We start from the raw sequence: 14,983 nt of genomic DNA on the forward strand, positions 1-14,983 counted from the left end.
CCTTCTTCCTTAGTTTTGCACCTTGGTTGCTTTTCGTTCGTAAATCCAGGCGCCTGCAATCAGAACTACAGCGGCGATGATCACCAGAATCAGTCTGGTGGGGTCCTCCTGAGCTGTGATGGTGTCGTGTCCGATGATGGCCTCGATGCCTGTGGAGGGGAATTTGCCGATAAAAGAAGCTATCACATAGTCGCGCAGGGAAATGGCAGACAGGGCGCCTACGGCATTCAGGAGGGCTGAGGGCAGGTAAGGCACCATGCGGGCAATCAGCATGACCACGAAGCCCCGCTCCCCGCTGTACTTGTCGATATTTGAGAGGGATTTGTGCTTCTGGATGATTTTCTCGGCACTTTCCCGGAAGAAGAAGCGCAGCAAGAGGAAGCTGATGGTGACCCCCACGGTCTCTGCCACGCAGGACAGCACAATGCCGGGGATGATGCCGAAAATCAGGGTGTTGGCAGTGGAGAAGATGATGGCGGGAGGAAAGCCGATGGCATTGACGCAGAGGGTGAGCCAAAAGGCGAAGAAAACGGCCCAGGTGCCGAAGGATTGGATATATTCAGCTGTCTCCTGTATATCGCCCCGGCCCAGCAGAGCCAAAAGGTTGGGCAAAAACTCCGGGTCAGCCAGATGGATGGCGGCGAATTGAATGATGATGGCAAAGAGGGCGGCAAACTTCACCCACCCCATGGATTTCTTGATAGCCAAAGCCATTCCTCCTAATAAATTTGCTGGCTTAATTATAACGCTGTTGCTCAGATTTTGTCGACATCTAGCTGAAAAAAGGGCAGGGGTGCTGTCAATTTTGTCCGGGCTGTGGTATTATATTAGGGTGTGTATGCAGGAAAGAGAATTTTGAGGAGAATGATCGAGGGTGAAGCAGGTAAAGGGCAGGGAATTGTCTGCTGGCCTGACCATGGCCGCGGCTCTGCTTACGAGCCTTATTACAGTGCCGGGCCTGCTTTTCCAGGCGGGCATGGACTTCACGGCAGCTTTTATGTCCATGGGAGCCGTGAGCATTGCGGCGTCTGCCTGGCTGGCCTACAAGGGGCTGCCCCTCATAGCCATGCCCTCGGTGCCTATGGTTGCCTGGCTGGCCTATGTTGTGATCATCTCCAGGGGCTGCAGCTGGCAGGAAGTGCTGGGACTTTCGGCGCTGGTTTCCTGTGCAGGTGTTGTCCTGTTCAGCTTTGCCCAAGGGCCAAGGCTGTTTTCTGCTGTTCCTGTGTGGCTTAGGAAGTCGCTGGTTACAGGACTGGGCCTGATGCTCATCATGCAGGGGCTGGTGCAGGGGCGCTTGCTCATTGCCTCTCCCTGGTCGGCTGTGATGCTGGGAAATCTTCAGGATCCGCTGGCCTGGTGGAGTTTCATGGGGCTGATAGTGGGTGCGGTGCTGCTGGCGGCCAGGTTTGACTGGGCGCTGGGGGCGGTCTTTCTACTCATTGCGGGACTGACCCTTATGGAAGGCTTCTGGATTCTCCCTGCCGCTCCGGGGCTTTTGCCTGAGGGGCTGGAAAAGGTCCTGGGGCAGGCTGCCTTTGGCGGCGATTGGGCCGGGGCACATACGTTGGACTTCTTTCTCATGGGGCTGGTCATGCTGCTGGCAGTGAGCTCGGAATCCTGGTGCCTATGGCAGGGAATGCCAAGGGAGGAAGGAAATCTGCGGCCTGTCCTCAGAGGACTGGCTGGCTTTAGCCTGATAGGAGCATTTCTGGGGTGCCTGCCCCTTTCTCTTTCACCGCTTTCAGCCGCAGGCTGGGAGTCAGGCGGCAGGAGAGGCAGAACGGCGGCTTTTGCCTTGTTGGCGCTGGCTGCTATTTGGTTCATGGGGCCGGTTATAGCAGAGCTGTCAAGCTTTCCTGCCATGACGGTGCCGCTTCTGGTCCTGCCAGGGGTGTTGCTCATCTGGCGGCAGCTGGAGGATTTCAGCCCTCACCGCCTGGCTTTTGAAGAGTTCCTGCCGGGACTCACAGCTGCTGTGATCATGGCGGTTTCCTTCAACGTGTCGGCCGGAGTGGGAGCGGGGCTGATTGCCCGTGCGCTGCTCTTTGCTGCCGCAGGCAGGAGCAGGGAATTGTGTCCTGCTGAAACAGGTCTGGCGATTCTCTTTGCCATATATTTTCTGGTTATATATCTCTGATTCAAGAGAGAAATATATTTTTCCGCAAGTTCAAGGTAAAGTTTTTAGGGAGTGTTCTTTTCGTGAAAGTTTCGTTTTGGTACGGTAAAGCCATTGCTTGTTCACTGCTGGGAGTTCTGGCAGTTTCTGCCCCTGCTTCCGAGGTTTCTGCCCGTCATCACAGCAGCCCTGGGGAGACGAAGGTGCTGAACAGGCAAATTGCAAGTGATGTGAAAAGCATGACGGACAGGAAGGTGCAGGACGCCACCAGCCGTGGGGATTTTCAGGCCCGCATCCACGCCATTCTGGAGCAGAATGAGAAGGAAAAAAAGGCACAGCAGGAAAGCTTCAATGTGCGGCAGACGCTTTCTGCTGATGACGATGAGATTCTGGGCACGCCGCTGGCCAGCCAGCAGCAGTGCGTGAATTACCTTCTGAGCGTGAATCCCCGCCCGGCAATTTCTGTTTCTCCCGAAACGCTGGTTTCGTACTATTACGAAGAGGGAGCCCGTGAGGGTGTGCGCCCCGATGTGGCTTTTGCCCAGGCACTGAAGGAAACCGGCTTTTTCCGCTATGGCGGCACGGTAACTGCTGACCAGAACAACTATTGCGGTCTGGGCACTACCAGCGCCGAAGTGAAGGGGGCCTACTTCCCTTCCTCCCAGCTGGGCGTGCGTGCCCATATCCAGCATCTGCTCGCTTATGCCTCTACCAGGAAGCCCGTGGAAGCGGTGGTGGATCCCCGTTACCAGCTGGTGCGTTCCTCCTATGGCAAGCGTACTCTGGGCCGTTGGGAAGATTTGAACGGCCGCTGGGCAGTCCCTGGCTATTCTTACGGCCAGAGCATTCTCTCCATGTTCAAGGACATGCTGCGCAAGTAAATTTCAGCCCCTATGGGTGTAGATAAAGAAAAGGATGAATAACAGCCAATGATTACAACCAACAATGTGAGTCTGCAGTTCGGCAAGCGCGTGCTTTACAAAGATGTGAACCTGAAGTTCACTCCGGGCAACTGCTATGGCATCATCGGTGCCAACGGTGCGGGCAAGTCCACCTTCCTGAAGCTTCTCTCCGGTGACATCGAGCCCACTGGCGGCAACATCGAGATTACTCCGGGTGAGCGCCTGTCTGTGCTGAAGCAGGACCATTATGCCTTTGATGAATTTGAGGTGCTGCGCACGGTCATGATGGGCAACAAGCGTCTGGTGGAAATCATGGACGAGAAGGATGCCCTCTATGCCAAGCCGGATTTCTCCGATGAGGACGGTATGAAGGCGTCCGAGCTGGAAGCCGAGTTCGCGGAGATGAACGGCTGGGATGCCGAGTCCGAGGCTGCCCGCCTGCTGAACGGTCTGGGTATTCCCGAGAATGAGCACACCATGCAGATGGCAGAGCTCACTGCCAAGGAGAAGGTGCGTGTGCTGCTGGCCCAGGCTCTCTTCGGCAATCCCGATATCCTGCTGCTGGACGAGCCTACCAACCACCTGGATGTGGAGTCCATCAACTGGCTGGAGGACTTCCTGGCTGGCTTTGAGAACACGGTCATCGTGGTTTCCCATGACCGTCATTTCCTGAACCAGGTCTGCACCTATATCTGTGATGTGGACTTCGGGGAAATCAAGCAGTATGCCGGCAACTACGACTTCTGGTATGAGTCCAGCCAGCTGGCTCTGCAGATGGCCAAGGATGCCAACAAGAAGAAGGAAGAGAAGATCAAGGAGCTGCAGACCTTTATCCAGCGGTTTGCAGCCAACGCTGCCAAGTCCAAGCAGGCTACTTCCCGCAAGAAGATGCTGGACAAGATCACCCTGGACGACATCAAGCCGTCCTCCCGCCGCTATCCCTACATTGCCTTCACTCCCGATCGTGAGGCTGGCGACCAGCTGCTGACGGTGGAGGGCATTTCCAAGACTGTGGATGGGGAGCAGGTGCTGAAGAACGTGAGCTTCACCCTGAAGCGTGGCGACAAGGTGGCCTTTGTGGGCCCCAACAGCATCGGCAAGACCATGCTCTTCAAGATTCTCATGGGTGAGGAGGAGCCGGACGAGGGTTCCTTCAAGTGGGGTATCACCACCACCCAGGCATATCTGCCTGCTGACAACTCCGCTTACTTTGACGATATCGACCTGAACCTGGTGGACTGGCTGCGCCAGTACAGCAAGGACCCGGATGAGACCTTCGTCCGCGGCTTCCTGGGCCGTATGCTTTTCTCCGGCGAGGAAAGCCAGAAGAAGGCGCAGGTGCTCTCTGGCGGCGAGCGGGTGCGCTGCATGCTGTCCCGCATGATGCTCTCCGGTGCCAATGTGCTGCTCTTGGACGAGCCTACCAACCATCTGGATCTGGAATCCATCACGGCCCTCAACAACGGCCTCATGGACTTCAAGGGCACTGAGCTCTTCGTGTCCCACGACCATCAGTTCGTCCAGACCATTGCCAACCGCATCATCGACATCACTCCCGATGGGGTGGTGGACCGCGTCACCACTTATGACGAGTTCCTTGCCAATGAAACGGTGAAGCAGCAGCTGGCAGAGAAATACGGCAAGAAGTAAGACTTTAGCAGCTAAATTTTCTAAGAACCGGAGGCGTGGCAATGCTCAAGAGATTTTTCCAGGGGCGTGTAGAGGATACCAGTACCACGACGCGCCTCAAGGAAATGGTGAACGTCCTGCGCAAGCGGGAAGTCATGGGGGGCATGACCCCCGAGAAGCTGCGGGCAGTGCTGGAGGATCTGGGGCCCACTTTTGTGAAGCTGGGCCAGGTCATGAGCATGCGTCCCGACTTCCTGCCTCCCGAATACTGCGAGGAGCTCATGAAGCTCCAGACAGAGGCGCTGCCTTTGCCTTTTGAAACCATTGCCGAAGTCATAGAGCAGGAATACAACTGCCGCTGGCAGAAGGTCTTCAGCTACATTGACGAAAAGGCTCTGGGGTCTGCCAGCATTGCCCAGGTTCATCGCGGAACTCTGGTGAGCGGCGAAAAGGTAGCCATCAAGGTACAGCGTCCCGGCATCTATGAAATCATGAGCCAGGACATTGTGCTGCTGAAGCGGGCTGCTACCCTGGTGAAGGTCATCAGCGGTGCCCAGGAAGTGGTGGACTTCGGCCAGGTGCTGGATGAGATGTGGCTCATTGCCCAGCAGGAAATGGATTTCCTCATGGAAGCTTCCCACATAGAAGAATTCACTCATTTGAACAGCGACAATGAGTATATTTCCTGCCCCAAGGTCTACAAGAATCTTTCCACCCAGCATATCCTGGTGATGGAATTCGTGGAAGGCATCTGCATGGATGACCTGGAAGGGCTGAAGGCCCGGGGTTATGATGTGAGCATCCTGGGCCGCAGGCTGGGGGAGAATTACGTCAAGCAGATCATTGAAGACGGGTACTTCCACGCCGACCCGCACCCGGGAAATATCTGGATACGCAACAGCCGCATAGTGTGGCTGGATCTGGGCATGATGGGCCGTCTTTCCACCAAGGACAGGCTGGCCATCCGCAAGGCCGTCATAGCCTTGGCCCGCCACGATACCTTCGAGATGAAGGAGGCTGTCCTGCAGCTGGGGGTGGCCAAGGGGCGCATCAACCACACTGCTCTCTATCAGGACATTGATGCCCTGCTGGGGCAGTACAGCAGCCTTGATTTCAGCTCCCTGCAGATGGGTGTGCTGACACGGCAGATCATCAATATCCTGCGGGTGCATCATCTGGCCTGTCCTCAGGGGCTGGCCATGTTTGCCCGGGGGGTGCTGACCATCGAGGGAGTCATGCGGCTTTGCTGCCCCAAGGTGAGCTTTGTGGAGATCTTCGCCAAGAGCCTGGCGGTGGATTTCAAGAAGAATTTCAACTGGCATGATGAATTTGACAAGGCGAAGCGGCAGGGGCTGCAGCTTCTGCAAAAATCCGTGCAGCTGCCGGAGCAGATCTCGGATATCCTAAAGATGACCATGAGCGGACAGACCAAGGTGAACCTTGATGTGACTGGTTCAGAGGAGCCTCTCAGGCGGCTGGACCAGATGATCAACAAGCTGATCCTGGCCCTGCTCTGTGCAGCTATCCTTCTGGCCTCCAGCACCATCTGCACTACCAATATGACGCCTAAGATAATGGAGATACCTCTCCTGGGGCTGGCTGGCTATTTCCTGGCCTTCATCCTGAGTCTCAGGCTGATCTGGGATATCCACAAAGGCAGCAAGGGGCTGTAAATAAGTATGGAAGGGAAGGTGAGGCCATGGCAATGCGTGGCCTGCGAGGAGCGACAACTGCTCCTGCTGATGACAAGGAAGCAATCTGGCATGCCGCCAAAGTCCTGATGGAGGAACTCCTGAAGAAGAATGATATTTCTGCGGAGGCTATCGGGGCGGCTATCTTCTCCATGACGGAAGATCTGACGGCGGCATTCCCTTCTACGGGGGTGCGGAGCCTGCCGGGCTTTGACCTGGTGCCGCTCTTTGATGCACGCCAGTGTGCCATTGAGGGCAGCCTCCCAAGGTGCATCAGGGTGCTCCTGCTCATAGACACTGACAAGGGTCAGCAAGAGCTCTGCCATGTTTATCAGGAAGACGCAGCAGCCCTGCGTCCTGATCTGGCGAAATAAGCGTAAAAAGTTTTTTGATATTGATACTCGGAGGGGGACACCCCTCTGAGATTGATATGTATAATATTCTATCTTTTAAGTATTTTTAGTTTTAGGAGGAGATTTACCTTGGCTAATCTCGACACCACCTGCGTCAATGCAATCCGTGTGCTGGCAGCTGATGCTGTGCAGAGGGCAAATTCCGGTCACCCGGGCCTGCCTTTGGGCAGCGCTGCCATGGCTTATGAGCTGTGGGCAAAGCACATGAATCATAACGGCAAGAACCCCAAGTGGGCCAATCGTGACCGTTTCATCCTGTCTGGCGGCCATGGCTCCACGCTGCTCTACTCCCTGCTGCATTTCTTCGGCTACGGCCTCACCATGGAGGATATGCGCAACTTCCGTCAGGACGGCTCTTTGACTCCTGGCCATCCCGAGTATGGCCATACCGTAGGCGTTGAAGCTACCACCGGTCCTCTGGGGGCTGGTATGGGAATGGCTGTGGGCATGGCTATGGCTGAGGCACATCTGTCTGCCAAGTTCAACAAGCCCGGCTTCCCAGTGGTTGACCACTACACCTTCGTGCTGGGCGGCGACGGCTGCATGATGGAGGGCATCTCCTCCGAGGCTTTCTCCCTGGCTGGCACCCTGGGCCTGTCCAAGCTGATTGTGCTTTATGATAGCAACAACATCTCCATCGAGGGTTCCACGGATATCGCCTTCACTGAGAATGTCCAGGCACGCATGGCTGCTTTCGGCTTCCAGACCATCACTGTGGAAGACGGCAATGACCTTGAGGCCATCGGTAAGGCCATCGAGGAGGCCAAGGCTGACAAGGAGCATCCTTCCTTCATTACCGTGAAGACCCAGATCGGCTATGGCTGCCCCGCCAAGCAGGGCAAGGCCAGCGCTCACGGCGAGCCCCTTGGCGATGAGAACGTGAAGGCTCTGAAGGAAACTCTTGGCTGGCCTGAGCCGGACAAGACCTTCAACATTCCTCAGGAGGTCTATGACCACTACAAGGAAGTGGCCAAGAAGGGCGAGGAGGCTGAGGCTGCCTGGAACAAGCTCTTCGCTGACTACTGCGCCAAGTTCCCCGAGATGAAGGAGCTTTGGGATAAGTTCCATGCACCGGTGGATGCTATGTCCCTGCTGAACGATAAGGATTTCTGGGCTGTGGAAGACAAGCCGGTGGCTACCCGCGCTTGCTCCGGCACCATGATCAACCGCCTGAAGGACCTGCTGCCCAACCTCATTGGCGGCAGCGCTGACCTGGCTCCCTCCAACAAGACTGACATGAAGGGCGCTGGCGACTTTGCCAAGGGCAGCTATGAGGGCCGCAACCTCCATTACGGCGTACGTGAGTTCGCCATGGCAGCCATTGCCAACGGCATCACCCTCCACGGCGGCCTGCGCACCTATATCGGCACCTTCTTCGTGTTCAGCGATTACACCAAGCCCATGATGCGCCTGGCAGCTCTGATGAACATCCCTGTGACCTATGTCTTCACTCACGACAGCATCGGCGTAGGCGAGGATGGCCCCACTCATGAGCCCATCGAGCAGCTGGCTATGTTGCGCTCCCTGCCCAACGTGAATGTGTTCCGTCCCGCTGACATGGCTGAGACTGCTGCCGGCTGGTGCCTGGCTGTCACCGCCGAGAGCACTCCCACGGCTCTGGTGCTGACCCGTCAGAACCTGCCCCAGCTGGCTGGCTCCGGCAAGGCAGCTCTCCGCGGCGCTTACGTCATTTCCGAGGCCAAGAACCCCGAGAAGATGGACGGCATCCTCATCGCTACCGGCTCCGAGGTCAGCCTGGCCATCGATGCTCAGGCAGAGCTTGCCAAGGACAACATCGACGTCCGCGTGGTTTCCATGCCCTGCATGGATCTCTTCGAGCAGCAGACTCCCAGCTACAAGGAGGAAATCCTGCCCAAGGCTGTGCGCGCCCGCGTGGCCGTGGAGGCTCTCTCCGACTTCGGCTGGGGCCGCTATGTAGGCCTGGACGGCGCTACTGTCTGCATGCACGGCTTCGGCGCTTCCGCTCCTGCTAACCTGCTCTTCGAGAAGTTCGGCTTCACCAAGGAGCATGTGGCTGATGTGATGAAGGAAGTATTGAAGAAGTAAGATAAAGATTAATACTCAAGGCTCCGAGGCTTTATAGCTTCGGGGCTTTTTTTAACTACGTTATGACAAAGAAAATCTTCTTGTTGAAACGCCATTAGGTATATTTTGCCTATAGCAAAATTTGAACAGTTGCGTTATAATGGAAAAAGTTTTTTGTAAGCAACTTATTTAGGAGGAGTTAGACTTTGGATTTAAGTATCATAGAGCTTGTCAAGGTAGTCATCCTCGGCGTCGTGGAGGGCCTGACGGAGTGGCTGCCGGTGTCCAGCACGGGCCACATGATCCTGGTGGATGAGTTCATCAAGCTGGATGTGGATAAGAAGTTCATGGATATGTTCCTGGTGGTGATCCAGCTGGGGGCAATCCTGGCGGTAGTGGTGCTGAACTTTGAACGGCTGAATCCCTTTTCTTCCTGGAAGACCAGGCAGGAGAAGCGTGAGACCATCGACCTGTGGATGAAGGTGGTTGTGGCCTGCGTGCCCGCCGCTGTCATCGGCCTGGCTTTCAATGACTACATGGAAGAGCATTTCATGAATGCCCCTGTGGTGGCCTTTACCCTGATCTTCTACGGCGTGCTCTTCATTGTCATCGAGAATTACAACAAGCGCCGCCGTCCCCGGGTGAACAGGCTGGAACGCCTTGATTACAAGACGGCGCTGATCATCGGCATGTTCCAGGTGCTTTCCCTGGTGCCGGGCACCAGCCGTAGCGGTTCCACCATCATCGGCGGCATCCTCTTTGGTACCAGCCGCTATGTGGCCACGGAGTTCACTTTCTTCCTGGCCATTCCCGTGATGTTCGGGGCCAGCTTCCTGAAGCTGGTGAAGTTCGGCTTTCACTATACCGGTGCAGAAATGCTGATCCTGGTGCTGGGCATGGCCACGGCCTTCGTGGTGTCTATCGCTTCCATCAAGTTCCTGCTCCAGTATATCAAGACCAATGACTTCAAGGCCTTTGGCTGGTACCGCATTGCCCTTGGCATTGTAGTGCTGGCGTACCTGTTCCTGGTGGGGGATCCTACCGCAGACAATATTTGATGTGTTTTTGACAGTTGGGGGTATATCCTTCAACTGTCAGTTTGTTTAGGAGGAAATCATGAAAGTTATCGTAGGCCTTGGCAATCCCGGCCGGGAGTATGCCCAGACCAAGCATAATGTGGGCTTCATGCTGTTGGATGCCCTGGCAGAAAAAATGGGCATTACCGATTGGCAGTCAAAGTTTGATGCCCTGATTGCCGAGGGGCGCATGGGTACGGAGAAAATCCTGCTGGTAAAGCCCCAGACCTATATGAATGAAAGCGGCAGGGCAGTAGGGCCCTTGATGAACTGGTACAAGCTCATGCCGGAGCAGCTTATTGTGGCACACGACGATATGGATATCCCCGCGGGTACCATCCGCATCCGCAAGAAGGGTAGCGCCGGGGGACACAATGGCATCAAGTCTGTACTTGCCCATGTGGGTGATGAGAATTTCAGCCGGGTGAGGATTGGCATCGGCAGGCCCCTGCCTGGCTGGACGGTGATAAACCATGTGCTGGCGCCTTTCCAGGAGGAAGATGTGCCGAAGATCAAGGAAGCTATCCAGTACCTGCTGCCTGCGGTGGAGTGCATAGTTACAGAGGATACTGACAAGGCCATGAACCTTTACAATCCCAAGAAGGTGAAGAAGCAGAAGCAAAAGGCTGAGCTGGAGAAGCAGGAAAGCAAGGAAGCACAGGAAGGAGGAGCAGCATGAGCGATATCATCACGGCGGTGTACGCTGACGAGGAAGGAAATATCCTGGATGCACCGGGATTGAGGGGCATGGGGCGCACTGGCAGCACTAATGTGGAACTGAAGCCTGAGGATTTGATACCCCTGCCGGAGAGTGCAGACCTGATGCTCCTGCCCGGCCATCAGGCCGTGGGCATGACGGCTGAGGGGGAGGTGCTGCCCATTGCGGGACAGGCAGTGTCTGCCATCCTGCCTGCCGGCTACACCCGCCTTTTCCTGCCCGCCTATGAGCGGGAGGAGGAGGCAGAGCGCCTGCCCCTGTACGGCTATACGGCGGTGGTGGTGTATAAGGATGAGCTTTACTGTGCCGCCCTCTACACCGACGAAAATGACAAGTGGGACCCGGTACACTATAATACGGCAGAGCTTAAGAAGCTGGTGAAGCGCACCAAAAAGGATTTGCCAAACAACCGCATTGTAGAGCAGGTGGCAGGGTGCTCTCTCAACTGGCACTGCTGCACCGCTCAGAATCTTTTCTACCGTCGCTGGGAGTGTGGTATTCCCACCTCCCCTGTGTGCAATGCCAACTGCTTTGGCTGCATTTCCCTGCAGCCTGCAGAGTGCTGCCCTTCTCCCCAGAGCCGCATCACCTTCCGGCCTACACCGGAGGAGATAGCAGAGGTAGGCATCTACCACCTGACAGTGGCCCCGGACGGCATCATCAGCTTCGGCCAGGGCTGTGAGGGAGAGCCCAGCCTGGCAGCAGATAATATCGCTGCAGGCATCAAGCTGATTCGCGCCAAGACCAGCAAAGGCCAGATCAATATGAATTCCAACGTGGGCTGGACTGAAGGCGTGAAGAAGATCATTGATGCGGGTCTCGACAGCCTGAGGGTCTCCATCATCAGTGCCCGCCCCGAGGGCTACGATGCCTATTATCGGGCCAGCTATCATTTGGAAAATGTCAAGGAGTCCATTGCCTACGCTCTGGAGAAGGGGGTCTATGTCTCCCTGAATCTCCTTTATTTCCCCGGCTACAACGACAGGGAAGAGGAACTGGCCGCCTGGCAGGAGTTCTTCCGTGAGCTGCCAGTGCAGATGATACAGGTGAGGAACCTCAACATAGACCCGGACGCTTTCCTGGCTATCATGCCTGAGGCCAAAGGCAAGGCTGTGGGTACCAGGAAATTCCTGGAAACCCTCAAAGCCGAGTTCCCCCAGCTGGTTATTGGCAGCTTCAGTCATTACGTGGAAGGTTAAGACAGGTTATCATGAAATATGAAAGCAGGCGCACAGCTGCCTTTTAGAGGCGGCGTGCGCCTGCTTTCATTATGTGCACAGGTTGACGAAGTTAATACTGCGTGTTAAAATAAAATATTTTTATTATTTTGCTTTTTTGGAAAGCGTGTGTTATAATGTAAACAGGCTAGCGATGAACTGCTTTTCGGGGAGGTGGTTGTTTGTTGCATGTAGGTGACAAGGTGGTCTACCCGATGCACGGCGCGGGGGTTATTGCAGGCATTGAGAATTGCGAAGTCCTCGGCGAAGGAAAATCTTATTATGTCCTCCAAATGCCATTAGGCAACATGAAAGTGATGATTCCAACCGATAATGTGGACAACATCGGTCTGCGAGACATTATTTCAGAGGATAAGGTAGGTGAGGTCAAAGACGTGCTGGAGGACAAGCCGGAAAAGGCCTCAGGCAGCTGGAACAGACGTTTCCACGCGAACCTCGACCGCATGAAAACCGGCAATATCTGTGATGTGGCCGCAGTGGCACGCAACCTCATACTGCAAGACCGCCAGCGCAAAGTATCAAGCGGCGAACGCCGCCTGATGGATCTAGCCAGGCAAATCCTCATCAGCGAACTCGTTTATGCTTGTGACAAGACACCAGATGAAGTAGAGGGCTGGGTGGACGACATCTTGGATAAGAACGTCTACACGCATTGAATCTTTGGACAAAGTCAGACAGACCTGCTATACTTATAGAGATGGTCTGTCTGACTTTTTCTCATTTTTAGATGGATTCATCAATTCCTCACTGAAAGGAGGTGAGAAGATGCTAGACAGGGTACTCAGGTTCTTCATTGTGTCTTTCCTGGCTATAGCAGGCGGGGCGCTGTTTCATCTTTTGGCTCCCGTTCTGACGGACTTTCTAAGCACAGAGGTACTGAAGACTGACTTGGGAATCTTCAAGCTGACGCTGGCAAGTCTCCTGTGCCTGCTCACAGGTGCTATTCTGGGCGGCATCATAGGTTTCCTGTTCTCTCCGTACCTTATCCGGCAGCTCAAAAGGTTTTCTACCTGGGTGGAGCAGCAGCTTAGCAAGATGCCCATCCACGATGTGATTGCCGGGGCTGTGGGACTTTCTATCGGACTCATTATTGCTAATCTCCTAGGTTATTCCTTTGCCAAGATTCCCCTTATCGGTGATTATATCCCGGTAATCTTCAGCATTGTGCTGGGCTATCTTGGCATCCATATCACCATCAAAAAGCGTCAGGAACTGGCGGGGCTTTTCGACTTCTTCCCCAAGCTCTTGAAGGAGCTGGCCAAGAACCGGGAGGCCAAGCAAAATGCTGCCAAGCCTGCAGCAGTGTCGGCAGAGCTGCCAGCGGGCAAGGATTACAAGCTCCTTGACACCTCTGTCATCATTGACGGCCGCATTGCCGATATCTGTGAAACCGGCTTCATTGAAGGAACGCTGCTGATTCCCGTGTTTGTGCTGGAGGAACTGCAGCATATTGCCGATTCCGCTGACCAGCTCAAGCGGGTGCGGGGACGCCGGGGATTGGATATCCTGGCCAAGATTCGCGGCGAGTCCAAGAAGCTCAAGGTAGAGGTCACCAATGTGGACTATGATGACATCACAGAGGTGGACTCCAAGCTGGTGCGTCTGGGGCAGGAAGTGGGCGGCAAGATCATCACCAACGACTTCAACCTGAACAAGGTAGCCCAGCTCAGAGGCGTGGAGGTGCTCAATATCAACGAGCTCTCCAATGCCGTGAAGCCCGTGGTCATTCCCGGGGAGACGATGGTGGTCTCCATCGTGAAATCCGGCAAGGAGCAGGGCCAGGGAGTGGCCTACCTGGATGATGGCACCATGATTGTGGTGGAAAATGGCCAGCGGCATATAGGTGAGACTTTGGAAGTGGAGGTCACTTCTGCCCTTCAGACGGCGGCAGGCCGCATGATTTTTGCCAAACCTAAACATTGATTTTTCTCAAGGTTAGTTAGGGGCTGTCCATGGGACAGCCCCTTTTTAAGGAGTTACTATGGTAAGTGTGATTTTTCCCGCTGCGGGACAGGGCTCCCGCATGAAGGCGGGCAAGAACAAGGTGTTGCTGGAACTTGGCGGCAAGCCTATTCTCCTGCGCACGCTGGAGAGTTTTTCCCGCCTGGACGAGGTGAGGGAGCTGATTGTGGTTACTGGCCGTCAGGAGATGGAGGAAGTGAGGGCTATCCTGGAAGGGACCAGGGGCTTGAAGCCCTGGCAGCTGGTGGAAGGCAGCACAGAGCGGCAGTATTCCATCAGGAACGGCCTGAACTGCGTGTCTGAGGAGGCAGGTCTGGTGCTGGTGCATGATGCGGCCCGCCCCCTGATTACCGCTGAGGTCATCAGACGTGTTATAGAGGGTGCGAAGGAGTTCGGCGGTGCCATTGCTGCCGTGCCGGAGAAGAACACGGTGAAAATCGTAGATGATAACGGAATGGTGGTCAGCACCCCGCCCCGCAAGTCCCTCTGGGCTGTGCAGACTCCCCAGGGATTCAGGAAGGACATACTGCTGGAGGCTAACGACAGAGCTGAAGCGGAGGGGTTCCTGGGCACAGATGATGCCAGTCTGGTGGAAAGGCTGGGCAGGCCTGTCAAGGTGGTGGAGGGGGACTACCGCAATATCAAGCTCACTACCCCTGAGGATATGGTGACGGCAGAAGCATTTCTGCAGCAGATGAAGGAGGAAGAATAGATGACGCGTTTTGGCATGGGCTATGATGTGCATAAGCTGGTTGAAGGCAGGAAGCTGATCCTGGGCGGCGTGGAAGTGCCCCATACCCTGGGGCTCCTGGGCCACTCCGATGCAGATGTGCTCCTTCACGCTATCAGCGATGCTCTCTTAGGGGCGGCGGCTTTAGGAGACATTGGCCGCCATTTCCCGGATACCGACCCCAAGTATAAAGGGGCAGACAGCATGAAACTGCTGGCTCACGTGGTGGAGCTGATAAAGGAAAAGGGCTACAAGGTGGGCAATGTAGATGCCACCATTGTAGCCCAGAGACCAAAGCTCAAGGATTATATTCAGACTATGAACGATAATATTGCCCGCGTGCTGGAAGTGGAGCCTGACCAGGTGAATGTCAAGGCCACTACTGAGGAAAAGCTTGGCTTCACCGGCACGGAACAGGGGATTTCTGCTTACGCTGTGGCAGGATTGGAGAAAGCCTGA

Annotated in this window: 14 protein-coding genes; 13 read left to right on the plus strand and 1 reads right to left on the minus strand. The window is 55.3% G+C overall.

Going from position 1 to position 14,983, the window contains the following annotated elements; translation table 11 throughout:
- Window positions 1–9: 9 nt before the first annotated feature.
- Entirely contained in the window at window positions 10–690 is a 681-nt protein-coding gene (locus tag BLW59_RS08025; RefSeq protein WP_139283604.1) for a TVP38/TMEM64 family protein, read from the minus strand.
- Between the two features lie 184 nt (window positions 691–874).
- Here BLW59_RS08025 and BLW59_RS08030 point away from each other — a divergent pair, with 184 nt between their 5' ends.
- The 13 genes from BLW59_RS08030 to ispF all read left to right on the plus strand — a co-directional run bounded on the left by BLW59_RS08030 (window position 875) and on the right by ispF (window position 14,983).
- Window positions 875–2,140 carry a hypothetical protein gene (locus BLW59_RS08030; protein ID WP_074697378.1) on the plus strand — a complete coding sequence of 422 codons (1,266 nt, stop codon included), beginning with the start codon at window positions 875–877 and terminating at the stop codon, window positions 2,138–2,140.
- Between the two features lie 218 nt (window positions 2,141–2,358).
- Window positions 2,359–3,000: a glucosaminidase domain-containing protein gene (locus BLW59_RS08035; protein WP_080706056.1), complete on the plus strand. Its 642-nt coding sequence runs from the start codon at window positions 2,359–2,361 to the stop codon at window positions 2,998–3,000.
- Window positions 3,001–3,048: 48 nt separating this feature from the next.
- Window positions 3,049–4,671 carry an ABC-F family ATP-binding cassette domain-containing protein gene (locus BLW59_RS08040; protein ID WP_029543152.1) on the plus strand — a complete coding sequence of 541 codons (1,623 nt, stop codon included), beginning with the start codon at window positions 3,049–3,051 and terminating at the stop codon, window positions 4,669–4,671.
- A gap of 41 nt (window positions 4,672–4,712) precedes the next feature.
- Window positions 4,713–6,323, plus strand: coding sequence for an ABC1 kinase family protein (locus BLW59_RS08045; protein WP_074697380.1), 1,611 nt, complete (start codon window positions 4,713–4,715; stop codon window positions 6,321–6,323).
- Between the two features lie 32 nt (window positions 6,324–6,355).
- Window positions 6,356–6,715, plus strand: coding sequence for a chorismate mutase (gene aroH / locus BLW59_RS08050; RefSeq protein WP_074697414.1), 360 nt, complete (start codon window positions 6,356–6,358; stop codon window positions 6,713–6,715).
- A gap of 108 nt (window positions 6,716–6,823) precedes the next feature.
- On the plus strand, window positions 6,824–8,821 hold the full coding sequence (gene tkt, locus BLW59_RS08055) for a transketolase (protein ID WP_074697381.1): 1,998 nt from the start codon (window positions 6,824–6,826) through the stop codon (window positions 8,819–8,821).
- 185 nt (window positions 8,822–9,006) lie between these two features.
- Window positions 9,007–9,858 carry an undecaprenyl-diphosphate phosphatase gene (locus tag BLW59_RS08060; protein WP_029543160.1) on the plus strand — a complete coding sequence of 284 codons (852 nt, stop codon included), beginning with the start codon at window positions 9,007–9,009 and terminating at the stop codon, window positions 9,856–9,858.
- A gap of 58 nt (window positions 9,859–9,916) precedes the next feature.
- A complete protein-coding gene (pth, locus tag BLW59_RS08065) occupies window positions 9,917–10,555 on the plus strand; it encodes an aminoacyl-tRNA hydrolase (protein WP_074697382.1) in 639 nt (212 codons plus the stop codon).
- Complete coding sequence (locus BLW59_RS08070; protein WP_074697383.1) at window positions 10,552–11,793, plus strand: radical SAM protein; 1,242 nt, start codon at window positions 10,552–10,554, stop codon at window positions 11,791–11,793. The genes pth and BLW59_RS08070 overlap by 4 nt, the downstream gene beginning before the upstream one ends.
- 200 nt (window positions 11,794–11,993) lie before the next feature.
- Window positions 11,994–12,488, plus strand: coding sequence for a CarD family transcriptional regulator (locus BLW59_RS08075; protein WP_029543166.1), 495 nt, complete (start codon window positions 11,994–11,996; stop codon window positions 12,486–12,488).
- A 109-nt stretch (window positions 12,489–12,597) separates the two neighbouring features.
- On the plus strand, window positions 12,598–13,755 hold the full coding sequence (locus BLW59_RS08080; RefSeq protein ID WP_074697384.1) for a PIN/TRAM domain-containing protein: 1,158 nt from the start codon (window positions 12,598–12,600) through the stop codon (window positions 13,753–13,755).
- Window positions 13,756–13,813: 58 nt separating this feature from the next.
- Window positions 13,814–14,506: a 2-C-methyl-D-erythritol 4-phosphate cytidylyltransferase gene (gene ispD / locus BLW59_RS08085; protein ID WP_074697385.1), complete on the plus strand. Its 693-nt coding sequence runs from the start codon at window positions 13,814–13,816 to the stop codon at window positions 14,504–14,506.
- A complete protein-coding gene (gene ispF / locus BLW59_RS08090) occupies window positions 14,507–14,983 on the plus strand; it encodes a 2-C-methyl-D-erythritol 2,4-cyclodiphosphate synthase (protein ID WP_029543171.1) in 477 nt (158 codons plus the stop codon).

This window comes from Selenomonas sp. KH1T6 (assembly GCF_900108415.1).
Taxonomy (GTDB): Bacteria; Bacillota; Negativicutes; order Selenomonadales; family Selenomonadaceae; genus Selenomonas_B; species Selenomonas_B ruminantium_A.